We start from the raw sequence: 23,993 nt of genomic DNA, 5'->3' as shown, positions 1-23,993 counted from the left end.
CGGCGCATCCGTGTGCGGGTGCGGGCGGGGATGCGGAGCACCTTCTGCAGGGAGGTGCCGTGCTCGGCCCTGGCGGAGTTTGTCGCGGTCGAGCCAGTGGACGTGGTTGATCTCGCCCCAGGTCTTGGCGTCGCGGGTGAAGCCGCCGTTCGTGACGACGAACGCGATCTCGGCGCCGTGCACGGGGCCGGCGGTGCCCTTGACCTCGTACATGGTGCGCGAGACGACCCGGCCAGCGAGGGCAGGGAGAGAGTTGGGTAGTGGCCCGCCGGCTCATTTTGAGAGCCGCTGATGGTGAATGTGCCAGCTCGCAAGGCTCCTCCCCGTGATCTCAAGACTGTCACTCGAACGATCGGGGCCCGCGGCCTCACGGCCAGCCAACTGTTGCGATAACGGCGGCAGCGACCTCGGAAATGGGGAGTGTGGTGGCATCGACGGTGAAGTCATCGACTCCTGCCCCGTCGAGGATCCCGGCCAGTTCACTGGATCTCTTCAGGTGCCAATGCAGCGCTTCAGGCTCGTTCTCGTGGCGGCGGGAGAGACGCTGGTGGACCACCGGCAGTTCGACCTGGAGCCGACACACCGAAAGACCGATACCGACCGCGTCGCCGCACTGCTTCCGGTCGTCCAAGTCCTCGACCACACCGGCCAGGACCATCCGGACCGCACCAGCGGCGAGGTAGTTGCTGGCGATACTGTGCAGGTTCTGCAGCATCATGCCGAAGTTGAAGCGGTCTCCCGGTGCCGCCGGCCAAGACCGCCTCAGCCAGTCGAGGTCGATAACGGCATTCGGCACCCCGGACTCGGTGAGAAGACCGCCCACTGCCTCCGCCACCGACGTCTTGCCGACGCCGACGGTGCCGTTGATCAGGAGGGCACGGGGTTGCAGAGGACTGTCGGCATACATGCCCCGAACCCTACGGCCTGGCGTGACTGGCGAGCGGTGCAGGTCAAGGGCTTGTCGTTTGGCGCCTATTTTCACAGCTGCCGTGCGTATCGCCCGCCTCAGGATCCGAGCAGGTGGTGAGCTCGGGCACTGCAGCCGAGGCCACGGGGGGGGAGAGCTGCCATCCGGCAACCTGGCGGTTGTGCTGCTGGGCGGGCTGCGTAGGGTTCCTCGATGTCTTCCACCACGTCTTCCACGACCTATCTTGCGCAAGGGCCACGGGTAGCTATCCGCCACGTCTGTCGCCAGACTACGAGGAGCTCGAAGCGCTGGGCCGCGAGAGCTCTGAAATGCTGCGGCGCTGGCTGTCGGCTCGAGACTCGTCCTTCGAAGCGTTCGAGACTTACCTCGGTCGGTTCGAGCAATCCGCTCACGAAGGCTTCGTATTTGCTTGCAAGGCACTGGCGCGATCGTTGGCGGTGTCAACATCAACAGCATCGTCCGGGGCACGATCCAGACGGGACTCTGGGGTATACCGCCTACGCATCCACGACCGGCCACGGTTATATGACCGAAGGGCTCGGACTCGTCATGCAGTTCGCCTTCGGCACATTGGAGTTGCATCGGCTCGAAGCGAACATCCAACCTGAGAACACGCCGTCGTTGAACCTGGTCAAGCGCCTTCGCTTCGTGCGGGAGGGTTACTCGGCCGACTTTCAATTCATCAACGGGGCGTGGAGAGACCATGAACGTTGGGCCATCACAGCGGAGATGGCCTGATCGGAGCAGGGCTTCGAAGGAGGAGATTCGACGTGCCTTGCCGGCGTTGTGGTGGGCTCACGTCGCTGGTCGAGCTGACGGCTCATGACGGCGGTGAAAGGATCGATGCGGTTCCGCAGATCAGGGGCCCCTCCATGGCGGTGGTGAGGACCAACGCCGGGTTGATCAGTCCCGTTGCGCCTCGTGGGAGACCGGCTGTCCGCGTCGGCGGGAACTTCGGCGGGTGATTCGCCTGGTCATGAGCGTGATCGCGGCCCAGGTGATCAGTGATTCCGATTCTCTGAACTAGGCCTGGCTGCTTGCCGCTCAGGGAGTGCCCGTCGACGTGTCGATGGATGCTGCGAAGGCCGCGAGGGTAGTGAAGTCGTCGTTCCGCAGACCGATCCGCGGATTGACGTGATGGAGCAAGGAGGGTGCGCGGTGGTTGGCAGCCACGTGTGCATGATCCGCGTCGCCCTGTTCGTCGTCCACCCAAGCGAACGGTCGGCCGTTGGCGTACCCCACCAACGGCTCGGACTTCCAATGAACCCCATCAGGGCGCTCGTTGAGCAGAGCGTTACCGAAGTCGACGAACGGCAGTTCAGGCAGACCGAGCACAGGTCCGATCCACCTGTTCGCGTCACTCATCCAGGTTGTGGCCCAGCAGATCTCGTAGCCGAGAGCCAGCAGCGCACGCCCGTGATCGGGGTTGAGCCATACACGCAGTGGCCTCCTGTGGGTCCGCAGTCTCCCGGGCTCCCCAGCTGCCCCGCTCTCCTGTGGGACGCGGAGGGTGGTGTAGCCCTCGGGGCGCTTCTCAGGCTTTGCCGCATACGGATTCAGGGGTCCGTCGACATCGAGGAACAGCAGCGGCCGACCCATGGCACCCCCCGAATCTTCGCTCCCGATCTACTCAGTCGCCGAAGCATATCCGTCTTCATGTATCGCTGGCGCGTCCGGCGATCTGGGTGAAGCCGGGCATCCCGAGATCGACCGCTGTGGCCGTGCGGGCTGTGGCGGCGTCCATCTGGGCGAGCTTCTCCTCGGCTCCAGCGAGGCTGGTTTCGAGGCCTTCGACTTCGCCGAGCCAGTCTTCCTGCTTGGCTTCGGCGATGCCTCCATGAGGTTGTCGCGGATCTCGACCAGCCGGGGCCGCTCGACGGGGTCAGGTCGGAGCATGGCGCATCGCAAACAGGCGTGCTCATGAATGCAAGGCGTGGAGAAGGCCCGGCCGCAGGTGCCGATGGAGAGCTTGCGCTTCTCGTTGTAGAGCAACGGCAGATACCTGGCGAACAGCTCCTCGCGCGCCCGGTCGTCACCGGCCTGCGCCGCGACAACCAGCCCCGCGTGGTCCGCATCCGTGAGTTTCATTGCCACTCCCTCTGGGGAGCGATCCGCTCCGTACGGCGCCACACCTTGGCGTCGGCAAAGGTATCCTCTGCGCCAAAGGCAGGTAAACGGGAGGGCCGCTGGAGCATCGGTTCTCTCGATGCTCCGGCCAGCCAAGGCGCCAACGCTGTCACCGTGGATGAGACGCTGTTCAATCGCCGCTGACTCCGGACTGGCGCGGCAGATGTCTTCATTGCCCCGCTTGGGTAGGCAGGCGACTGCGGCGAGGGCCTGAGGCGTGCGCGGCTTCAGACGCCCTGGGTGCGTCCGTCCGTTCCGTGCCCTGGGCCGTCCAGGTCCACAACGGCGGCAGATTCTCCTGCAATGGCACGATGCCCACCGACCGCGGCGCCGACGTGAAAGGCATCGGCCCGCCGGGCTGAGCCGGCGGGCCGATGCCCGATCATGTGTCGTTCCCGGTGGTGGGGCCGGTCGGTCCTCGCCGGTGAGCCGCCGGATCTGGTTCTTCTTGGTGGTCAGGGTGCTGCCGGTGTCGCACGTCCACTGGTGGACGCCTGCGCCGCGTGCGGTGGAGATTTTGCTGACGTCGACGCACTTGCCGCTGTTTCCGGCGACCAGTTGGAAGTCGTGGCTGTTGCCCGGTGCGGTCACCGCGCGGACGCACTCGGCTCGGCCCAGTCCGCCGTCAAGTAACGAGGATCCCGGCCAGCCGATGAAGCACACGACACAGTTGCCGGAGCGAAGATCATCGTGGCTGACGGCGCCCCTCTCGGAGCCATCAAGGGAAACCGTGTCACCTTCGGCGCAGTCGCCTTCACCGCCGGCCACGCCGCAGGCGGCCGTACGGTGCTGACAGCCACCACCACCTCTTGCCCGGCCCAAGCCCCGCCCGGCCCGTCCCCGGCCGCGGTCGGCAAACCCACCTCCGCCCCGTCGGCTCCCGCCGCCAAGGCCGGTGACGACATGGCCAGGAACGGCAGCGGCGGCTCAACGACCGTGTGGACGGCCGCGGGCCTGGCCGCTGCCCTCGCCGTCGCGGCGACGGTGTTCACCGCCACCCGCAGCCGTACGCGTCCCCGTCGCACGGCGCGCCACGGCCGCTGACAGTTGCGCACCGAACGGCCGCAGCACCGCCCTGACAGGGACTGTCCTCAACATTGCGTATGCCCCGGTGTGGCCTGGATGGCGTGAGACGTGGCCTCTGCCGGGAAGGATCACTCACGGGGATCAAGGACGAGCTCCCCGCTACAGCTCGAACATCGTACGAACGGGGCGGAGTGCCTCCGCGTCCGCGACACGCATATCGTGCTTCAGCAACTACGAGCTATGCGTGACCCTTCCGGGCGTTGCGGCCCCCCGTTTCGGAGTCACCGGTGTCGCCGCCCGCCCCGGTCGCGGAGATGCCGGCATCGGATCGGCAACCTTTTCGCCGCCGGCGGCCACTGAGAGGTACATCGTCGACTCGATCAACCGAACGGATGGGCATGAGAACAACGAACCACCGCGCTCCGAAGCCGCGGCGCGGGCGCGGGCCGGCCATCAGCATTGCGTCGGCGCTGATAGCCGTCGGGGTTCTGGCCTGTCTGGCCATCGCGCTTCTCCCTGGGAGCAGGGCCGATGCCGGGCGTCGCGCCGGCGCCTCCGTTGCAGCTGCCCCAGCGAGCGTCCCGTCCGGTTCCGGGTCTTCGGCCGCGGCGGCCGGCGCCACGACCGCATCGGCGCGGCCGCCGGTCACAAGCTCGCCGCCGTCAGCCGGCGGTACCCGGACACCCGCGGCCTCCAGTACCGCGCGAGCGACATCCTTGGCGGGACGGATCAAGCCCGCGGTCAGCTACAAGGGAGTCGCGACCTCCTATGCCGCAGGTGACGGCAATGGTGCCTGCCTGTACGGCCCGTCCAGTGATCTCATGATCGCGGCGATGAACCACACCGACTACGAGTCGGCCAAGGCGTGCGGGGCGTACGTGCTGGTCCACGCCGCCAACGGGGCCTCCATCACGGTGCGTATCGTCAACGAGTGCCCCCTGCCCTGCGCGCCCGGGCAGCTCGACCTCAGCCAGCAGGCCTTCGTCAAACTCGCCAATCCCTCGCTCGGCCGGATCCCGATCACCTGGACGCTGCTGAGCCCCACCGCGCCCAAAACGATCTCCATCCGGTACAAGACCGGGTCCAGCCGCTGGTGGTGCGGCGTCCAGGTGATCGGCCACCGGAACCCGTTGGCGGTGCTTGAGCTCCGCACCGCCAACGGCTGGCGGCGGCTGCCCCGCGCCGACTTCAACTACTTCCTCTCCACCGACGGTGGCGGATGCGGCGGGGCGATCAGGGTCACCGACATCTACGGAGAGCGACTGACCGTTGACGGGATCGCCTTGAAACCGGACGTCGCGCAAGCGACCCGCGTTCAATTCGCCCGGCATTGACCGTATGTCAACCCACCGTCGGGCTGCGGTGACGGGCACTGTTACGCTCCAGGCGGTTGTTAACGCGCACATCGCAGGGAGAGGGCGAACGAGGGAGATGCTCCTCGATGACGCGTCCGCGGAGTTCCACGACTTCTTCGAACGCCACCACGCCGAACTGGCCCGTCTCGCCCACCTCCTGACCGGCCAGACAGACGCCGCCGACGACCTCGCCGCGGATGCCCTGGTCGCCCTGTGGCAAAACTGGGACCGGTTCCGTACGGCACGCCACCCGCTCGCCTACGCTCGCGGCGTGGTGGCCAACCTGGCGCGGGAACGGATCCGAAGTGCAATCCGCGAGCGACGCCGGATCGTGCTGTTCTGGTCCCGCACTCCCGAAGGGGTGGAGCCGCAGGACGTGGCGGCCGTGCTGGACGTCCGTGCGGCACTCGACCGACTGCCGTTCCGCAAGCGAGCGTGCGTGGTGCTGCGCCACGCCTTCGACCTGTCGGAGAAGGACACCGCGATGGCGCTGGGCATATCGATCGGCACGGTGAAAAGCCAGACCTCGAAGGGGATGGCCGAACTGGAACGGATCCTTGGCGCACGAGCGGCCGGGGAACTGGCGGCGGGAAGGAGGGCTCGGTGAACGACGAGATCAGCCGACGGCTGCGCGAGGCCGCCGAGGCCCACCAGCCCGACCGCGCGAGGATGCTGGCGCGCACGGAGCGCGGCGCGGCCGGCGCCACCATCCGGCACCGCTCGCCGTCGATCACGTGGTCATGGCCCAAGGCGGCACTCGCCGGCCTCGCTACCGTCGGCATCCTGGCGTCGGGTGGTTTCGCCGTCGCCGGCATCGTCGGAAAAGCGTCGCCGGCGCAGACCGCCACCGCTCCCGCCGTCCCGACCTCGGCCGGCACTTCCCGTCCGGCGCCGTCGACCCACACCACCACCGGTCCGAGCCCGACCACCACCCCCGGCAGCTCGCGCCCCACTCCGTCGACCGGCAACCGGATCCAGAACGGCCCGCTGTGGTCGAAGGGCTCGGTGGACCCGCACAGCACCGTGTACTGGACCCAGAGCAACCTCGCTCTCAAGACCACCCGGCCGCTCACCTCGCTCACGGTGGAACTGCGCATCGCGCAGACCGGCGGCGTGCGGAACACCGGCAATTGGCGCACGCTGCCGAGCGACGACTTCACCGTCACCGTCCGGGAAGCCGGCGGTGCGCTGGTCTACCGCTGGGTTCTCAAGCCCGGCCGCACCGTGCCGGCCGGGCAGCACGAGTTCGCCGCCCAGTACAACCACACCACCGGCGTGCGCAGCGCCACGGACGACAGCTACCGCGTCGATGGGCGGACCGCGGGCGGCTCCGCCGCGGTCTGGGGAGGATTCGCCCCGGCACATTAGGGTTCGGGGCCGGGGCCCCGCCGCTGCCCCAGCCCCAGCCCCGAATTCCGTGTCAGTTCTGCGCGCTCCACCGCTGGTTCGCTCCGCCGGAGGAATTCCACAGCGGGATCTTGGTTCCGTTGGCGGCACCTGCACCACTGGCGTCAAGGCACAGTCCCGACTGCACCCCTGTGATCGTGCCATCGGAGTTGATGTTCAACTGTTGGCTCGCCTGTCCGTTGCAGTCCCGGATCACCACCGCGGTGCCGTTACCGGTTCCCTGGCCCGAGGCGTACCGTCACCCGCACCACGTTCGTGAACGGGTCGGTGTTCTCGTCCCACGCCTTCTCCAGGAGCCAGGCACGTGTTGCCGTAGACCATGAGCTGCTTGCCCACGGTGTAGGCCGTGCGCTTGATCTTCACTCCGGCCTGGCGCCGTACCGGCTGGGCAGCCTGCCCCCAGTCCGACGCGCCGTCGAACTGCGGGTACGGATCCCAGACCGTGTACACACCAGCAGCCGCGGAGGCGTCGTCCGAGCCTACTGAGGACGACCCTCCGCAGGCGGCGGCCGTGAACATGACCAATCCGATACCCAGCGACGCGACGGCGATCCGCCACCGTATGGATGTCTTCCTGGCGTCTGTCCTTGTCGCCCCAGGGCTTCTCCCTTCGAAGAGGCACCGGGCACGGTCGTGGCCAGGGCTCCGCCGAAGCCGGAGTGAATCACGCGCAGGCGCCGGCCCCAGCCTGCCTTCAGGAGGTCTTGCCGGTCACGGTGGATCCCGACTTCGTCACGTAGTACGTCACCTTGGCGCCGCTCCAGAAGTGGAAGGTGACCGTCACGCGCGCATCGGCCTTCACCGCGTCGAGGAAGGCAGGAGTGAGACGGATGACCTGCTTCGCGTAGTCGGGCACGAAAGCGGCGTTGAACTGCTGGTACGGGGTCCAGTCGGTCGGGCCGGCGCTTCTGCCGTCGGTGTACGTGGCGCTCATCGTCGCCAGCACGTCCCCGCGGAACTGGGTGGGGATCCGGAACGCATCGGCCGCTCCGGTCGTGGCCGACTGCACCGGGGTGCCGTAGGTGATCACCTGGATCCGCCAGGGCACGCCTTGGGAGAACTCGGCCTGGAGCGTCGCATTGACCCCATCGGCGCGCTGGCCGACCAGCCGGGTGAGTGTGGCCGCCTTCAGGGTGAGCCGGCTACCGGAGAGGGTGTAATCCTTACCGTTGACCAGCTTGGTGGTGCCCTGCTTGAGAGCCCTGAAGGTGGTGCCGTTCAGGTCCAGGGTGAGCGTTTGGGCCTTGACCGGACCGGACTTCGGCACAAAGACGTTGTCCGAAGCTGCCGTTGCCGAGCGCGTCGCCCAACTCGATTGGATCTGACGGAACAGCCCGGCGTCCTTCCACTGGAGACGGCTGCGGTCGAAGAGCGACCCGTTGTCCCACAGGACGGTGGTGACCTTGCTGGTGCGGGACGCGTGGCCGAGCGCCTCGAAGTACTTCAGCATCTCGCCGCGTTCCACACCGCCGGGGCCGTGGTCGTCGCCGAGCAGACCGTACTCGCCGAGGATGACGGGGATGCCTTGGGCGACGAAGGTGTTATGCATCCGCTGGAACGCCTTGTCCAGGTCGCCTTGAGCCATGGCATCGAAGCGGGTGGAGCCTGCGAGGTTCACACTGAACGGCCAGTAGCCGTAATAGTGCACGGTGGCGATCAGTCTCGCGTCGTGCAGAGACTTGATCTCGGTGGCCAGGTTGTTCATCAGCGCCTGGTCGGGCGTGCAGCCTTCGGTGGGCAGCATGAGCAGACGGTTCTTGTTGTTCCCACCCGATGCGCGCACGATCTGGTCGAAGGAGGTGTTCAACTCGTTGAGCAGACCAGCCTTCCGGGTGGCGTCGGCGTTGTCGAATTGGGGCTCGTTGATGCTCTCGAAGACGAGCTTCGCGGGCTCGTTCTTGAAGGCGGTGGAGATCTGGGTCCAGGTGGAGTTGAAGCGGGACAACACCTTGTCGTGATCGGTGGACATGGCCTTCGTCCATTGCCATGAGTCATGATGGACGTCGAGGACCACATAGAGGCCGTCGTCGATCGACCAGTCGATCACCTCCTTGACCCTGCTGATGTACTCCGGGTCGATGGTGTAGTTCGGTGCCGCTCCCTGGTGGTCGCTCCACGTCACGGGGACGCGAATGCTGTTGAAGCCCTGGGCGCGGACCTTGTCCACCAGGGACTTTGAGGTTCGGGGCTGGCCCCACGCCGTCTCATTGGGGACGGCGTCGAGACTGTTGCCCAGGTTCCAGCCCGGCTGCATCGCGGCTACGGCCGCCATCGCGTTGGCGGGAACCGGCGCTGCCGCCGCGGACGCCTTGGGCGTGGCGTCGTCTCCGAACGTTCCGAAGACCGTGCCGTACGTGAGCGCGCTCGCGACGACCGCCGCCAGCGGCACCCCCACGGTCAGCCGCAGTCTGCGGCGGCGGTGCTGTGGGGCCTGCTTGTTCTTCATTGCTCATCCGTTCTGGAAGATCGGGCGGTGTCTCCCTGTGAAGTTGCCGCCGACCAACTGGAGGTTGCTGTGTTTCACCGTCCAGTTCTCCGTTTCGCTAAAACGTTTCGGGCGCGGAAAGGGCTGGTTGCCCGGCGGAGCCGGGCAACCAGGGCGAGGGGCCGTTCGGTCAGGATGTCGTGCCGGTGACCGAACCCCCGGACTTGGTCACGTGGTACGTGACGGTGGCGCCGCTGTAGTAGTGGAAGGTCAGCTTCACTGGTGCGTTGTCGTGCTGCGCGGCCAGGAAGGCGGGGGTGAGGATGGTGGTGCCGCCCGGATAGTCGGGCGAGAACGCCTGGTTGAACTCCTGGTACGGGTTCCGGGAGATCGGGCCGGCGTTGCTGCCGTCGGCGTACGTGGCTTCCATACCCGCCAGCGCGTCACCGCGGTACTGCGTGGGAATGGTGAAAACGTCAGCCGTACCAGTGGAGTTGGAGAGCACCGGAGCGTCGTTGGTGACGATGTCGATGCTCCAGGGCAGACCGCGGGAGAACCGCGCCTGGAGCGTCGAGTTGACCCCGTAGGCCCGGTTGCCGGTCAGCCGGGTCAGTGCCGTGGTCGTGAGGGTGAGGCGGCTGCCGGAGACCGTGTAGTCACGTCCCGCCAGGAGCTGGGTGCTGCCTTGCCACAGGCCCCGGAAGGCGGTGCCGGGACGGCTCGCTCGGCTTCCCGCGATGCACTGCAATGAGCCACCGCGGCCGGAAGCTGCGTGTTTGATTCCTCGCAAGTCCTTGGGGACTCCGCGGCAGAGTCCTCCACGGGCGTGACCTGTCTCACCCGTTGCCGGCTGAACCTTCGTCAGTTTCCTGTTCAGCGGCGTCGCGCCGGGTTATCTCGGTGAGCCTGGCAGGATCCGTCAACAGACTGTCATTGCGGCCGTCCCCGCGGCGGATACAGGCTGTGACCGTGCTGATGCGACGTGTTGTGGTGGTTGTCTATTCCGGGGTCCAAACGCTGGACATCGCCGGTCCGATCGAGGTGTTCGACACCCTCAACCGGCTGTTGGCCGAGCCGGGGACGGGCTACCGGATCGAGTGCGTCTCCGCCCACGCTCCTATGGTGTGCACCTCCTCGGGAATGGTGATCCAGGCCGAGCCACTGGACGCTGGCGAAGGCCCGATCGACACCCTTCTGGTCCCCGGTGGCTCGGGGTTGAAGGAGGCGTTGGCGGACCGGGCGCTGATCTCGTGGATCGGGCAGGCCGCCGCCCGGTCCCGGCGGGTCGCGTCGGTGTGCGGTGGAGCGTTCCTACTGGCCGAGGCGGGGCTGTTGGACGGGCGGCGCGCCACCACCCACTGGGCGTACTGCGAGGAGATGGCCCGTCGATATCCGCAGGTCACGGTGGATCCGGGACCGATATTCGTCTGGGACGGCCGGTACGTGACCTCCGCCGGGGTGTCCACCGGTATCGACATGGCCCTGGCACTGGTGGAGGCCGATCACGGGGCGGTGATCGCACTGGAGATAGCCCGGTACCTGGTCCTGTTCTTCAAACGGCACGGCGGGCAGCCGCAGTTCAGCGCGATTCTGGACGCTCAGCTGGCCGACCGGGCGCCGGTGCGGGCCGCGCAGGAGTGGGTTCTGTCCGGCCTCGAACGTCGGCTGCCGGTCTCCGAGCTCGCGCAGCGGGCCAACATGAGTCCCCGGAACTTCGCCCGCGTCTTCCTGCGTGAGGTGGGCACGACGCCTGGCCAGTACGTGACGCGAATGCGTATCGCGCGTGCCCGCGAACTGCTCGAGACCACCGATCTGCCGGTCGGCCACGTCGCCCGCCGCTGCGGCTTCCCGAACGCCGAGACCTTCTGCCGCTCGTTCGGCCGTGCGGTGGGGCCCACCCCGGGCGAGTACCGACAGCGATTCCAGGCCATTTCGCCGTCAGGTCTCATGGTCGAGCCGGACCGGGCCGAGAGGAGCGCGGTATGACAGCCCGAGTGCGCCTCGTCGACTACCTTGCCGCGGAGTTGGGCCGGATGGGTGTCACGTACATGTTCGGCGTAGGTGGTGCGAACATCGAGGACCTGTACGAGGCCGTCCATGGCGCGACGGAATCCGTCCGCGGCATCGTGGCGAAGCACGAGTTCTCCGCTGCCACCATGGCCGACGGGTACGCCCGTGCCACGACGCGTCTGGGCGTCGTCGCGGCCACCTCGGGCGGCGGTGCGATGAACCTGGTGCCCGGGCTGGCGGAGGCGTACGCCTCTCGGGTTCCGGTGCTGGCGTTGGTGGGGGAACCGCCGACCGTTCTCGCCGGTCGGGGAGCGTTCCAGGACTCCAGCGGTCAGGCGGGCTCCCTCGATGCGCTCGAGCTGTTCGGGTCCGTCACTCGCTTCTGCGCCCGGGTCGTCGAACCGGACTCCATCATCTCGTTGTTGGCGCGGGCGGTCGCGGCGGCGCGGACGGATCCCAAGGGGCCGGCGGTGTTGCTTCTGCCCAAGGACGTGCAGCAGGCGTTTGTCACGGTTCCCGGGCCGCGCGTGGCGGCGCACACCCCGCCGGCGGCGCTGCCGGAGGCCGCGGCCCTGGACCGTGCGGCGGCCGTGCTGCGGGGCGCGGACCGCGTGTTGCTGATCGCGGGTGAAGGGGTGGCCGCGGCCGGCGCGCGGGCCGAGCTTTGCGAGGTGGCGAGGCGGCTCGGCGCCTGGGTAGCGGTCACCCCGGACGCCAAGGACGTGTACGACAACCACGATCCCCGGTTCGTCGGAGTGGCCGGGGTGATGGGACATCCGAACGTCGAGGACTGTCTGCGGCGGGCCGAGGCGTGTGTCCTGGTGGGTACCCGGCTGCCGGCAATGGCACGTGGCGGATTGGACCGGGCACTGGCAGACACCCCACTGATCTGCGTCGACCCAGAATCGCCGTTCGTGCCGGGCATCGCGCTGCACGGCAGTGTGCGCGACACACTGCGCGCACTGACCCGGCGGCTGGAACCGGCTGCGCGCGCCTGCCCCGCGCACATGGGCCCCACCCGGCTGCCGCTGCCGCCGCCACTGCCGCCGGCCAACAGTGGCAGCACGTCCCACGCCGATGCGTTCGCCGCAATCGCTGCGGCGTTGCCGCAGGACGCGCATGTCTTCGTGGATGCCGGCAACACGGGAGCCGGCGCGATCCACCTTCTGCCCGCCCCACGGCATGGCCGCTTCGTGGTCGCGGTCGGCATGGGCGGTATGGGCTACACCTTCGGCGCCGGCATCGGCGCCGCGCTGGCCACCGGGCGGCGCACCTACGTGCTCGCCGGGGACGGGGCGTTCTTCATGCATGGGATGGAAGTGCACACCGCGGTGGAATACGCCGTGCCCGTCACCTTCGTGATCCTCAACAACAACGCGCACGGAATGTGCGTCACGCGCGAGCACCTGTTCCAAGGCGGCGCCCGCGAGGACAACGTGTTCCTCTCGTCCGACATCGCCGCCGGCGTCGGCGCGATGTTCCCGACTCTCGACGTGACCCGGGCCCGCAACGCGGCGCAGCTGCGCCAGGAGCTGCTGCGGAGCAACACCGGCGACGGTCCGGCATTCGTCGCCGTCGATGTCGACCGCCGCGAAATCCCACCGTTCCTTCCCTTCCTGACCGCCCCTGGTGGCAAGCCGAACGACACTGAGGAGACTGCAGATGAACGCGGACCGGTCCATGTTGGCTGATGTCCCCGGACTGATACGGGTGGAGAACACCAGTACCGAGCAGATGGCCGCCCGATGCCTGGAGATGACCCCTGCGGTCCACCAACACCAACAGGTCTACGGGCAGTACTGCACCATCCAGGCTTACGCCGACTGCCCGCCGGAGCAGACCTACGAGTACCTGAGCCAGGGACACCACCTGGAGGAGTGGACCTTCAGCCTGCGCGGCTTCGCGCCGACCGAGACCCCGGGGCTGTGGGCCGGCTGGGACCTGCTGGCGCAGGACACCCGAATCTACTGCACGGTGGTGGCCAACCCCGAGGCCATGACCGTCGACTACCACTGTGCCTGGGACCAGGGCGACAAGCTCTGGATGATCTACCTGATGCGTGTCCTGCCCGCACAGTTGGTGCTCGACAAGCCGGGTTCGGTGATCACCTGGACCAACTGCCGGCACCCGTCCTACGACGACAACCCGCGCCCCGACCTCGCGCCCAGCGCGGACCGGCCATGGGTGGGCGACTACTGGGACCTGTTCTACGCCGGCCACACCGTGGAGATGGCGAACCTCACAGCGATCCTGGAGCACCGGCACCGAGGCGGCCTGCGGGTCAGCGTGGCGCCGGGCAGGACGGTGACCCGGTGACGACGGTGAGCCTCATCGACGTCGCCGGCTACCTGCCCGGTGAGCCGGTTCCCGCCGAGTTCTACACCGGCTACCAGGGCGCGCAGGACACCCTCCGCGACAACCCGATGTTCCGGATCCCGCCAATGCGCCACCACGTGGCCGCCGACGAGACCAACGTCGACATGGTCGAGCGTGCGGTACTTCCGCTGATCGAGCGGCACGGCCGGGACGAGATCCGGTCCGTGGACGTCCTCCTGGTGCACAGTCAACTGCCGGACATGCCGTTCGTGGGGGCCGGCACGGAGGTGGCACGCAGGTTGGGTCTGCATCCCGAGTGGCTGATCGACGTGGCCAACGCCGGCTGCGCGTCCTTCGTCTTCATGCTCGGACTGGCCCGGCAGATCCTCGCCACCACGGATGCCAGGTCCGCTCTGGTCTGCAACGCGCAGAGCGCTGCCGGCCGGCTCTTCACCCGGTCCGAGGTGCGCGGGCTCGCCCAGGCAGCGGTCCCCGGCGACGGGTGCGGCGTGGGATATCTGACAACATCACACGCTGCCCCGCTACTCGGCGTGGAAACCCTGCACGTCGGCGAGTACGCGGGAGACATGACAATGGTGCGGGACGACGGCCGCAGGTACTGGGAACCCGGGCCGTCGGCGTTGCGGATCGGGTTCACCGAGGCCGGCCTCTCGCAGGTGCTGGCCCGCGGCAACCGGCTCGTTCCACAGGTCGTCACCACCCTGTGCGGACGGCTCGGGAAAGCCACGACCGAGATCGACGTGCTGGTGACTAATCAACCCAACCGGACCTTTCTGCGGAACTGGCGGGACGCGCTGGAACTGGCCCCCGACCGGCACCCGGACACCTTCGACCGATGCGGCAACCTGTTCGGAGCCGCCATCCCGGTCACCCTGGACCACGCCATCCGCTCCGGGCACGTCAAGGACGGCAGTCTCGTGGTGCTGGGCGGGTTCGCCCACGCCGGGGACTTCGCCGGAGCCGCTGCGGTCCGGTGGCACGGGCAGGGGTAGCTGATGGTTCCACCCCGGCCCGCGGTCGGCCACGGCCGGTGTCGGAGCCCTGACGGCTGCCGGCTGGCTCGCAGCTGCTGAGAGCCATCGCCCAGCCAGCCGGGACGGACCGGTTTCCAGCCACTGCGACGGACGCACTTCCGAGACTCATCGGTGTGTCCGCATTCCGCCCTGTCGGCCCCCGAACACGGGCAGGTAGCGTCCCGGACTCCCACGCGGAGAGTCACCGTCGCTCACTTCACCGACCACCGGAAGAGGAAAGAGCCCAAGTGCCCACCACTTCACGCGATCACGCTGGTCGTCCTCGGCGCCTGTTCGCCGTGCTCACCGCCGGAGCTCTCGCCGCCGCCGCGCTGTGCGCGCCCGCACCCGCCGCGGCCGACGGCCCATCGGAACGTCCGGCCGCCATCGTCGCCATGGGCGACAGCCTGACCGCCGGTGAGGGAGGCGGCGCCTACGAGCCGGGCCTGCCGCCGTTCGGCAGTTACTGCCATCGGTCACCCAACGCCCAGGTGCCGCAGGCCAGGCCGGCGGGACTGGGCGTCGCCGTGAACCTGGCCTGCTCCGGCGCCACCTCGGATGACGTCCGTATCGGCGGCACCGGCCGCTACGGCGAACCACCGCAGGCAGAACAGCTCAGGACCGCGGCTCGCACCTACGACATACGCACCATCGTGCTGAACGTCGGTGCCAACGACATCCCCGCAGCCGGATTGACGATCACCTGTGCCAGCGCCTACCTCGTACCGGGGCCGCCGTGCTCCCGCGCGTGGAACACCCTGCTTCCCGAGCGGCTGTCGGCCATGGAACCGCGGATCGAGAAGGACCTGCGCGACATCCGCACCGTGATGCGGCAAACGGGATACGACGACGAAGCCTACGACCTCGTCCTGCAGTCCTACCCTTCGCCCTCCAGCGGGCTCTCCCGCTACTCCAGCGCACAGCGCGGCCTGCAGGGCTGCCCGTTCCAGGACGCTGACTTCGCCTGGGTGCACGACGTGGCGTTCCCGCTGCTCTCGCAGTACCTGGAAAGGGCGGCGGCCAACGTGAGCGGCGTACGGTTCCTGGGACTGTCGGCGGCCTTGCAAGGCGGTCAGGTCTGCTCACCCGGCATCACCCACGGCGGTGAGCTCTCGTGGGGCCTGTTCCTGGACGTGTCCGCCCTCAGCCACGGCATCGGCCCCGATCTGGTCTCGCAGTCCCTGCACCCCAACGCCGGCGGCTACCGGCAACTCGCCCGGTGTCTGCAGGCATTCGAGCAGTCGCCGGTACGCAGCGCGGAGTGCGAGCGCGGCACGGACGGACAACCGCGTCTCACGGCAACGCGGCGAGCCACCGGTCGATCGCCACTGAGCCGGAACCGCTGATGGAACCGTTTGATCGGGCCGGGTGGGATCCGCAGGTGTCCGCCCGGCCGCATCAACGCAGCTTCCACGTTCCGCTGAGAGCCCTCCGGCGTGCTGGCCCCGCATAGCTCACGACGGCGCGGGCAGCAGAACTACCACCTAACCGCTTGATCCCGGCGGTAACTTCAGAGGATCCGCACCCGACCGCCAGGTGCGCCTGAGCCGCGCGCAGGGTCAAGGGCAGGGGCACGATGACAGCGTTGGCGCCGTGCCGAGCGAGTATACGGAGCCGCCTCATGGCTCTGCCGGCCACCTTCCGCTCGTCCACCGCCGCCGACCGGCCTGTCGTGGTGGCGGGATGCGCCGGTCGGGGCGTTCCATGGTCAGGCCATCGTGAACGTCGCGTGCAGGCGGCGCGTGTGGTCGAGGGGACGGACCGGGCCGGTCAGCGTGAGAGGGACGCTCAGTCGGGTGTCGGTGCTGGATGCGGCGATATGCAGTACCAGCGCGCCGGGTTCGACCAGGCGATGGCCCGCGGAGGTACCCCGCGAGCTGGTACAGCGCGCCGGAATCCAGGCGGTGCGGGTGGAAGGTGGCTTTGCAGTCGATCAGGTGCCCGCGACCGATGAAGTCCGCGTTCGTGCGGGCGCCAGTGCCGCAGGGGGCTGGCGCCGCCGGGGGTGGCGCCGCCGGGGGGTGGTTCGGTGGGGGGTGGTTCGGTGGGGGGTGGTTCGGTGGGGGGTGGTTCGGTGGGGGGTGGTTCGGTGGGTGTGATGTCAGGGTGAGGTCGTGAGCAATTGTCAATAGTTGTGGATCACTCGACTCCGGACGTCCCAAGGTCTGGGTGATCGGGCTGGCTCGGGGCTGGCCAACCGGGCTCAGCGCCTACCTCTGAAACTCCTCGCCGCCCGGCATGACGTTCCGTCGGTGGCCTGGAAAATCGGTTCCGGGCAGGTGTCTCCGTCACTACAGTGCGGTCGTGGAGATCACCTACCAACGCTTCACGTCGACCGACGCAGAGGAACTGGTCGACTTCCTCTCGGGCGACACGTGGCCGTTCCACGGCTCGGACGTTGTTGACCAGGCCGAAGCCCGGCAGTGGATTGGAGAGGGCCGCTATGACGGCCAGGACAACCGGGCGTTCTGGATCACGGTTGCCGGTGAGCGAACGGGCGTTGTCCGGCTGATGGACCTGTGTGACGACACGCCGCTGTTCGATCTGCGGATCCGTTCCGAGCTCCGAGGGCGGGGCCTCGGAGGACAGGCCCTGACCTGGCTCACCAGGTACGTGTTCACCGAGTTCGCCCAGGTCCAGCGGATCGAGGGCACCACTCGTCAGGACAACGTAGCGATGCGCCGTGCTTTTCAAAGGTGTGGTTACGCGAAGGAAGCGCACTATCGCGACGCGTGGCCGGCAGCCGACGGCACGGTTCGTGACGCCGTTGGGTATGCGATTCTGCGACGTGACTGGCTCTCCGGCAACACAACGGTTCCTGATTGGCACGACGAGCGCATCTTTGGATCAGGTGGCGTTTGATCAGGCTGCCGCGGTCTCTTCGCGCTCGACCAGGACACCGTTCTCGAACCTGACGCCGGAGCGGACCAGGGCAATCAGATGGGCTCCGGTGATCGCGCGCCAGCGGTCCTGGGCGGACTCGACCAGCTTGAACAACATCGCGAGCGCCGCGGCCGGGCTGCCGGCCTCGCGGGTGACCTCCGTCCGCAGTTTGACCGTGGAGAAGGTGGACTCGATGGGGTTCGTGGCCCGAAGGTGGACCCAATGCTCGGCCGGGACGTCGTAGAACGCCAGCAGTTCGTCCCCGTCGTCGACCATTTTCACGACGGCTTTGGGCCACTTGGCGCCGTAAGTGCGCGCGAACGCCTCGATGGCCTTCGGCGTGCGCGCGGTCCTCGGCGTTGTAGATCTCCCGCATCGCCTTCGTCGCGCCCGGCTGCGCAAACTTCGGCAGGCAATTTGTGATGTTCCGGGCCTTGTGGACCCAGCAGCGCTGGTGTCGGGCAGCGGGAAAGACCTCAGCCAGCGCCTTCCACGGGCAGCTCCTTGGTGCCGTCCAGCCGCACCCCGAGCAGCACCAGGACACAGCTGTCGGTCTGCCCGAGTTGAATCCTCGGGTGCACCCCATCGGCGCACACCTAGACGAAGTCCCGGTCGGACAGGTCCCGCTCCTGGAAAGCCGCGTGGTCGTCGCTCCACTGCTTCGCCAGCCGGTTCACCGTCGCCGGCGACAGGCCGGCCGCGGAGCCGAGGAACTGCTCCAGCGCGGGTACGAAGTCCCCCGAGGACAGTCCGTGCAAATACAGCAGCGGCAGTACCTCGGAGACCTTCGGGGACTTGCGGCACCACGGGGCCAGGATCTTCGAGGAGAACCGTTTGCGCTCGCTGGTGGCCTCGTCCACTCGACGGTCGTTCACCCGGGGTGCGGTGACCTCGACGGGACCTGCCGGGGTGGTCACGGTGCAAAGCCGGTGTGGCCGTTGCGGAGTCGTGTCGTTCCGTCTTCGTTGATGAGGATCTGCGAAAACGGCTCTGACCGGAGTTCCGTGAACGATCTTGAGCTTGGTGTCATGCCAGGGTGATGCTGAGCGCCGGGAATCGGCGCGGCTCAGTGTGGACGGGAAGACGGGTGGAGGGGTGGCGGCAGCAGAGATTCGAGGTGCCGCGAAGGGGCCAGCCCGGTTGGGCTGGGAGTTGCTGCCCCTGGAAGGCGTCGGGCCGCTGTGTTTCGGCATGCGGATCGCTGAGGTCTCCGCGGTGCTGCCGGGCATGATCGAGATGCGTCGGTTCCAGGCTGACCCCTCGTTCCGGGAGACCCTCGGCGTGGAGTTCGGCACGGGGCGCGCGGAGCCTGCTGTGTACGCCTACTTCGTCGAGGACCGGTTGTTCTGCGTCGCGGTCGATGCGGCTTACGGACCCCAGGTGACGCTCTGGGGAAGGGAGTTGACGGCCTGCGTCCCAGCCGATCTGGAACGGTTCCTCTTGCACGCTCACGGGTGTGAGGTGCTCGATGTGTCCTACGGTCCACGGGGGAATCCTGGAGTGAACGGGCTCGGTCTGGTTATGCGGGTGCAGGAGGTCGCGAGCGGCGTGGTGAGCCGGCCGGTGATGGTGGGTCGGGCCTGGGCCGACCGGTGTACCGACGACTGGGAAGGCGCGATCCCGGAGTGTGAATGGGTGGGCCGCCTGTGGCCCCTTGCAGGCGAAACGGGATCCTGGCCTCCGCCCGGCCACAAGACGCACTGGGGCGGCTGGCAACCTCCTTTCTAGCCCTGTCACTTCCTGCGGCGAGCCTCCGTCGCATGCGGCGTTCCCTGGAGTCCGGCCTGCGAATTCACGGAACTCCGGCCAGAGCCGCGAAAACGTCCAGGTTCGCTCTCGATTCCCCACTTGATTGCGCGTGCATCGAAGGCCGGAGTCGCCCGTCCCCGTAGGGTCCGGCGGCACGTCGCCCCCGGTGAGGCGGTCCCGCTCCACCCGGAGGCGGTCGCGTTCGCTGGCCACTACGACTTCGACATCGACGTCAGGAGATCCCCGAGGAGCGGCTGGCGCGCGTCTACTCCTACGACGCGCTCGGCTCCCTCGTAACCATCCCACTCGCCCAGGCGTCCGTCGGCACCCACAGGCACGACGCCGGGCGTACCGACCCCACCAGCGTCCTCGCAGCAGTGCGCAGCTTGTCACCCGAGCGGTGGGAGGCGAGGACGACGTCCGCAATGGCCATGCGGCGGCGACTGTGAAAATCGCTGTCCGATCACCGGAGGACGGTGATAGACATCCGGCGTGGAAAAGAATCTTGAGTTCCCTGACCTGCTGCGACTGATCGATGAACGGTCGACCGCCTTCCGCGCCGTGGTCGCCGCCGCGCCCAGTCTCGACGCACAGGTGCCGACCTGCCCCGGGTGGACGCTGTTCGATCTGGTCAAGCACCTGGGTGGGGGAGACCGTTTCTGGGCCGCCATCGTCGGCGCGGGGCCTGCCGACGCTCCCCCGGCCGAGGCCGCCGCTGCGCGCGCCGCTCTGGAAGTGCCGCGGGAGCGTGAGGCACTGCTGGCCTGGCTGGCCGCGTCGACGCAGGTTCTGCTGAACGCCCTGCGCGAGGCAGGACCGGACGCCGGCTGCTGGGCGTGGTGGAGTGCCCTGCAGACGCCGCGGACCTCTGGCGGAGTCGCCCGGCACCGGGTCCAGGAGACCACGGTGCACACGTACGACGCCCAGCTCACCGGGGGCGCCCCGCAGCCGCTGCCGCTCGAGGTGGCACTCGACGGTGTGGAGGAGTTCCTGTTCACCGTCTGCGCAGCGCAGAGTGCCTGGCCGCACAAGCCCACGGCCTTCGACTTCCACGCCGCCGAGGGCCGCTCCTGGCGCCTCACGGTCGACGGCGACGGCGCACGCACCACCCGCATCCCCGTGCCCACTGCCGCGACCGGCGAGGACTCGGACGCAGCCGGCGCCTCCATCCATGGCACGGCCAGTGAGTTGGTCCTCTACTTGTACGACCGTATCCAGGCCGACTCCTTGCAGGTTGACGGAGACGCGGGGCTGCTCGACCTGCTCCGCGCCTGGGAGCCGGAGGAGTAGGACGTAGCGGGGGCGGTTGGCCGCGCCTCGAGCCGGTAGGACACGACTCTTCGCCAGGTTCGTCAGTCGCGGCACCGGGCTCAAACCCGAGAGGCGGCCTCGGGGCGTCACCAAGCCGACCGTCCACCTGGTCAGAGCTCGAACTCACGACCGCCGCACGATCAGAGACGAGTACATCGACAGCCGGGCAAACCGCCGACCGGCTCGCTCTCCGTATCCAGCGAGCCGGCGGTTCTGCGTCGGGACCGCCCCGCAGCCCGCCGCCGTGCTTGACCGCTGGTCTGACCAGGCGTCGATGGACGGAATCAGGAGCCGGGTCCAGTCCTAGAGTTACGGCCAGACCCGTCCAGGAGCAGACGATGGCACCGAAGAGGGTCGAGCCGTCAACCGGCGCGGCGTCCCAGGTGGAGGCGGACGCGTTGTGAACCCTCGACCGTGACGATGAGCCCCGGGTTGGTAGTGGCATGAGCAGCCTGGGCGCCTGCGGGTTCGCGGTCGCCGCGGCGGCTTCGACCGCAAACCTCGAAGCGGTCGTATTCATCGCATCGAGTGGTAGCCAGGAAGTTGCAGCGCTCGGGCGAGGTCACCAGCTGTTGAATGCGTCAACGGGGCCCCGGAGGCTCCAAGTTGTCCCGCCTCGTCTCCTGAATGCTTTAGTCCGCTCGCCCGTTGATCCAGATAGTGACGTTCCCCAGCCCGTGTCCAGATCGGCTGGCCTGACCATGGTGCGAAAGAGGTCCCGAGCGGGCCGGCTGACTGGTCCAAAGGATGGTCCCCCGTGGCACGCGTACTCACGCTCGATGACCTGAGTTCCCCCGCCGTCCGCGACAGTTTCCCCATCCCCGCCGTACGCGGGCTCGCCGTGCCGAGGGCGAGCCGGGAAGTCCCTGAGATCGTCTGCCCGTTCCCGGAAGTCGGGATCCACCCCGAGGCGGAGCGGCTCAAGAGCGACAATTTCGGGTGGATCGTGGAGACCGGGATGGCACCTCCCTACCCGGCCGTGAGCGAGGAGGAGGTTCTGGGGCGGCTGCAGCGGCAGTGCATGCCGGACCTCCACGCCCGCATGTGGTGCGACGCCCCGAAGTACGACTACCTGGCGCTCGCCGACAAGCTCCTGACGTTCTTCTGGATCCTCGACGACTTCATGGACGAACCTCGGGGCGATGAACACCGTGCGCAGCAGATCGAGTATGTCGAGGCGTTCAGGCCGATCCTGTGGGCAGGGGTCCCCGGCCCCTGCCGGGAACCGTGGGGTGCGCGCACCCTCAAAACATTTGCCGAGCTGTGGGCCCAGGTGCGGGCCATCTCCCCGCTCGATCAGCTGAAGCGCCATGCGAGCGTCATCGACGCATGGCTGAACGTCTCGCTCGATGAGAGCGGAGCGGTGCGCCATCAGCGCCGGATCCCCACCACGGCGCACATCCTGGGCAAGTTCATCCAGGTCCATGGGATGGACATGTTCATCCCATGGAACGAGATCGCGTTGGACGCGTTCCTGCCCGAGGAGATCTACGGGCACCCGTCCGTGGCGGACACCCATGTGCGCTTCATGAACGCCGTCTGCTGGTACAACGACATCTTCGGCTTCAACCGCGACATGGCATCAGGTGAGGTGTACAACCTGATCGCGGCCATGATGGCTCACGAAGGCAAGAGCTCCGTCGAAGCCGTCACCTTCCTTGTGGACCGTATCAACGCCGACATGACGGCGCTCGACTACATGGCGCAGTCCGCGGGCAAGGACGGCATCGCGGACGACCGGTTGGAAAGGTACACGGCCGGCATCAAGAAGGTCGTGCGGGCCATGCTCGAATGGCACGTGACGTCAGGAAAATACGACTGGCACGAAGTCTTCACCTCCGACGCACCCGCGGCGACCGACCAGCCCCATCCAGGGCCGGCCCTCGTTCCGGCCGGCCCCACCGGCCTGGGCACCTCCGCCTCCCGCCTGACAGCCCACCTCGCTGCCCAGTAACGCCCGCCCGCTCGGGTGACGACCCGCGACCTCTCGCCGTCTGCGACGTTGTACGGGGCGTGATGAACAAGATCCTTACGAGCCTCGCCCTGAGCGGTATCGCCGTACTCGCCGCCGCTTCCGCCGCGGGGGCCCAGCAACCAGCCGCGCTCCAGGACCCCGTCCCCTTCTCCTGCGAGGGCCGGGCCGACGGCAACTACCCCCACCCCAGCAACCCGACCAAATTCATGGCGTGCGTGGCTCAGGAGTACGCCTACGAACAGAACTGCTTCCCGACCCAGCAGGGCGAGACGACGTACTACGTCGCTTCCGCGGACGCATGCCTGACCGCGGCCGAAGCTCGGGAGCAGTCCCTGCCCATCCCGTTCTGAAGATGCTGCCTCCCGGACAGCGAGGAAACCCTCGGTTGCCCGCAGGTATGGGACCTGCGGGACATACGGGGGTGCCCAGAATCGAGGAGTGGGTGGCCGTGAAATCCTGATCATGGGACGCTGGATCGCTGTCCGTAGCAGAGCGAACACGCCTGGAGGAACGCCCATGGCCGAGATTCCGAACGAGTCCCCGAGCGGCGAGCAAGCCACCGACACCGGCCCGGCGCCCCGAACCTGCTGGTGCAGGACATCACGCCGGAGCAGAGAGGAACGCTCGCCCTGACGTACTCAGAGGACGGTGTGCCCACCCTGACCCTCAGTGGCGGAACGGCGATCCCCTCGGGAATCAAGGTCGTGGACGAGACGGGCACAGCAGTGGCGGTATACGCCGTCAGCGCCGTCGCCAGCGAAATGCCCACTACACAGACGGCTCCGCGGACCCGCAGCATCCTGATCTACGCCGACGTAGACCCCACCTTGGAACTACTGCAATCCGATGGCTCATCCCTGCCATCCTCCATGGAGATGGCCTACCTTCCCGGGTCGGGGATCCGGCCCACAAGCCTTGGCACCAAATAGACAGACACCCGGCCACGCCCGGTATGGGCCATCGGCGCCCGTACCGGGGCGGGGTGCATGTCCGGCCTCACCAGCGTCGCGGCACCCTGGCCCCGAGCAAGGGGGCAGAGCTTAGACGAGATAGAGGGCTCATCTCCCGAGGGTTGGCCGGCAGCCCAACACGACCCGACCGGCTGCGTTTACACGCCCCGAATGTTCGCACCTTGACCTCGACCAGCCCGACGTCCGTCAGCACGGTCTTCGCCCGGGACGTGGAGGGCAGCGTCGGGCCGCAGATCGTGCGCAAGCGTCAGCGTCGGCTGACGGGCGTGGACGAGATGTGCTGTCGCTGTCCGCGAAGGGCCTGACCCACGGGGAGAGGCAGGTCTTCGCCGACTCGCACGAGACCTACGGGTACCGGCGCGTCCATGCCGTACTCCAGCGCATGAATGTGCAGGCCGGCCCGGAGCTGGTCCGTGCGCTGATGCGCGAGCTCGACCTGGTCCCGTGCCAGCCGCGGTCCTGGCGGGTGACCACGA

The 23,993-nt window shown here is 68.0% G+C and carries 19 protein-coding genes and 5 pseudogenes; 17 read left to right on the top strand and 7 right to left on the bottom strand.

The window, feature by feature from the left end:
- Window positions 1–367: 367 nt before the first annotated feature.
- Window positions 368–907 (bottom strand): ATP-binding protein, encoded by a 540-nt coding sequence (locus G3I60_RS04655; RefSeq protein WP_164292115.1) that lies wholly within the window; start codon window positions 905–907, stop codon window positions 368–370.
- Between the two features lie 213 nt (window positions 908–1,120).
- Between G3I60_RS04655 and G3I60_RS04650 the strand changes: the two are divergent.
- Window positions 1,121–1,666, top strand: a pseudogene (locus tag G3I60_RS04650) (GNAT family N-acetyltransferase).
- Window positions 1,667–1,972: 306 nt separating this feature from the next.
- Here the strand turns inward: G3I60_RS04650 and G3I60_RS04645 are convergent.
- Both G3I60_RS04645 and G3I60_RS45105 read right to left on the bottom strand, forming a co-directional pair.
- Window positions 1,973–2,527, bottom strand: coding sequence for a hypothetical protein (locus tag G3I60_RS04645; protein ID WP_164292116.1), 555 nt, complete (start codon window positions 2,525–2,527; stop codon window positions 1,973–1,975).
- Between the two features lie 27 nt (window positions 2,528–2,554).
- Window positions 2,555–3,016, bottom strand: a complete 462-nt coding sequence (locus G3I60_RS45105; protein WP_239069472.1) for a hypothetical protein — start codon at window positions 3,014–3,016, stop codon at window positions 2,555–2,557.
- Between the two features lie 729 nt (window positions 3,017–3,745).
- On the opposite strand from G3I60_RS45105, the gene G3I60_RS04630 reads away from it, so the two are divergent.
- The 4 genes from G3I60_RS04630 (at window position 3,746) to G3I60_RS04615 (ending at window position 6,804) form a co-directional block, all read left to right on the top strand.
- Window positions 3,746–4,099 carry a hypothetical protein gene (locus G3I60_RS04630; protein WP_164292117.1) on the top strand — a complete coding sequence of 118 codons (354 nt, stop codon included), beginning with the start codon at window positions 3,746–3,748 and terminating at the stop codon, window positions 4,097–4,099.
- Window positions 4,100–4,797: 698 nt separating this feature from the next.
- A complete protein-coding gene (locus G3I60_RS04625) occupies window positions 4,798–5,415 on the top strand; it encodes an expansin EXLX1 family cellulose-binding protein (RefSeq protein WP_343240738.1) in 618 nt (205 codons plus the stop codon).
- 97 nt (window positions 5,416–5,512) lie between these two features.
- Window positions 5,513–6,043: a SigE family RNA polymerase sigma factor gene (locus G3I60_RS04620; protein ID WP_164292119.1), complete on the top strand. Its 531-nt coding sequence runs from the start codon at window positions 5,513–5,515 to the stop codon at window positions 6,041–6,043.
- Window positions 6,040–6,804, top strand: a complete 765-nt coding sequence (locus tag G3I60_RS04615; RefSeq protein ID WP_164292120.1) for a hypothetical protein — start codon at window positions 6,040–6,042, stop codon at window positions 6,802–6,804. Before G3I60_RS04620 ends, G3I60_RS04615 begins: the two co-directional genes overlap by 4 nt.
- A 52-nt stretch (window positions 6,805–6,856) precedes the next feature.
- Here the strand turns inward: G3I60_RS04615 and G3I60_RS45100 are convergent, their stop codons facing one another.
- From G3I60_RS45100 to G3I60_RS04600, 3 genes and pseudogenes are all read right to left on the bottom strand, one after another.
- Window positions 6,857–7,039 (bottom strand): RICIN domain-containing protein, encoded by a 183-nt coding sequence (locus G3I60_RS45100; RefSeq protein WP_343241916.1) that lies wholly within the window; start codon window positions 7,037–7,039, stop codon window positions 6,857–6,859.
- 498 nt (window positions 7,040–7,537) lie between these two features.
- Window positions 7,538–9,289, bottom strand: coding sequence for a cellulase family glycosylhydrolase (locus G3I60_RS04605; RefSeq protein WP_164292122.1), 1,752 nt, complete (start codon window positions 9,287–9,289; stop codon window positions 7,538–7,540).
- Between the two features lie 169 nt (window positions 9,290–9,458).
- A pseudogene (locus G3I60_RS04600) lies at window positions 9,459–9,980 on the bottom strand (X2-like carbohydrate binding domain-containing protein); the annotation flags it as partial.
- Window positions 9,981–10,243: 263 nt separating this feature from the next.
- Between G3I60_RS04600 and G3I60_RS04595 the strand changes: the two are divergent.
- The 6 genes from G3I60_RS04595 to G3I60_RS04570 all read left to right on the top strand — a co-directional run bounded on the left by G3I60_RS04595 (window position 10,244) and on the right by G3I60_RS04570 (window position 17,490).
- Window positions 10,244–11,254, top strand: a complete 1,011-nt coding sequence (locus tag G3I60_RS04595; protein ID WP_203672283.1) for a GlxA family transcriptional regulator — start codon at window positions 10,244–10,246, stop codon at window positions 11,252–11,254.
- On the top strand, window positions 11,251–12,969 hold the full coding sequence (locus G3I60_RS04590; protein ID WP_164292123.1) for a thiamine pyrophosphate-binding protein: 1,719 nt from the start codon (window positions 11,251–11,253) through the stop codon (window positions 12,967–12,969). The genes G3I60_RS04595 and G3I60_RS04590 overlap by 4 nt, the downstream gene beginning before the upstream one ends.
- A complete protein-coding gene (locus G3I60_RS45095) occupies window positions 12,941–13,594 on the top strand; it encodes an SRPBCC family protein (RefSeq protein WP_138357018.1) in 654 nt (217 codons plus the stop codon). Before G3I60_RS04590 ends, G3I60_RS45095 begins: the two co-directional genes overlap by 29 nt.
- A complete protein-coding gene (locus G3I60_RS04580; protein WP_138357017.1) occupies window positions 13,591–14,607 on the top strand; it encodes a 3-oxoacyl-ACP synthase III family protein in 1,017 nt (338 codons plus the stop codon). Before G3I60_RS45095 ends, G3I60_RS04580 begins: the two co-directional genes overlap by 4 nt.
- 269 nt (window positions 14,608–14,876) lie before the next feature.
- Complete coding sequence (locus tag G3I60_RS04575) at window positions 14,877–15,974, top strand: GDSL-type esterase/lipase family protein (protein WP_164292124.1); 1,098 nt, start codon at window positions 14,877–14,879, stop codon at window positions 15,972–15,974.
- Between the two features lie 958 nt (window positions 15,975–16,932).
- Window positions 16,933–17,490 carry a GNAT family protein gene (locus tag G3I60_RS04570; RefSeq protein WP_343240739.1) on the top strand — a complete coding sequence of 186 codons (558 nt, stop codon included), beginning with the start codon at window positions 16,933–16,935 and terminating at the stop codon, window positions 17,488–17,490.
- Here the strand turns inward: G3I60_RS04570 and G3I60_RS04565 are convergent.
- Window positions 17,491–18,428 (bottom strand): annotated as a pseudogene (locus tag G3I60_RS04565) (transposase); the annotation flags it as partial.
- A gap of 223 nt (window positions 18,429–18,651) precedes the next feature.
- Here G3I60_RS04565 and G3I60_RS04560 point away from each other — a divergent pair.
- The 6 genes and pseudogenes from G3I60_RS04560 to G3I60_RS45085 form a co-directional block, all read left to right on the top strand.
- Window positions 18,652–19,239: a hypothetical protein gene (locus G3I60_RS04560; RefSeq protein ID WP_164292078.1), complete on the top strand. Its 588-nt coding sequence runs from the start codon at window positions 18,652–18,654 to the stop codon at window positions 19,237–19,239.
- Between the two features lie 165 nt (window positions 19,240–19,404).
- Window positions 19,405–19,494: pseudogene (locus G3I60_RS45090) on the top strand (integrase core domain protein); the annotation flags it as partial.
- A 258-nt stretch (window positions 19,495–19,752) separates the two neighbouring features.
- Window positions 19,753–20,550, top strand: coding sequence for a maleylpyruvate isomerase family mycothiol-dependent enzyme (locus tag G3I60_RS04555; RefSeq protein ID WP_164292126.1), 798 nt, complete (start codon window positions 19,753–19,755; stop codon window positions 20,548–20,550).
- Window positions 20,551–21,328: 778 nt separating this feature from the next.
- The gene (locus G3I60_RS04550) at window positions 21,329–22,525 is read left to right on the top strand and encodes a terpene synthase family protein (RefSeq protein WP_164292127.1); all 1,197 of its coding nucleotides are present in this window, start codon (window positions 21,329–21,331) and stop codon (window positions 22,523–22,525) included.
- Window positions 22,526–22,587: 62 nt separating this feature from the next.
- Complete coding sequence (locus tag G3I60_RS04545) at window positions 22,588–22,896, top strand: carbohydrate-binding module family 14 protein (protein ID WP_164292128.1); 309 nt, start codon at window positions 22,588–22,590, stop codon at window positions 22,894–22,896.
- Between the two features lie 922 nt (window positions 22,897–23,818).
- A pseudogene (locus G3I60_RS45085) lies at window positions 23,819–23,902 on the top strand (IS3 family transposase); the annotation flags it as partial.
- Window positions 23,903–23,993: the final 91 nt, after the last annotated feature.

This window comes from Streptomyces sp. SID13666, from assembly GCF_010548325.1.
GTDB classification, from domain to species: domain Bacteria; phylum Actinomycetota; class Actinomycetes; order Streptomycetales; family Streptomycetaceae; genus Actinacidiphila; species Actinacidiphila fildesensis.
Note: the sequence above shows the minus strand (reverse complement) of the source record. Positions and strands in the feature narration are given on the sequence as shown.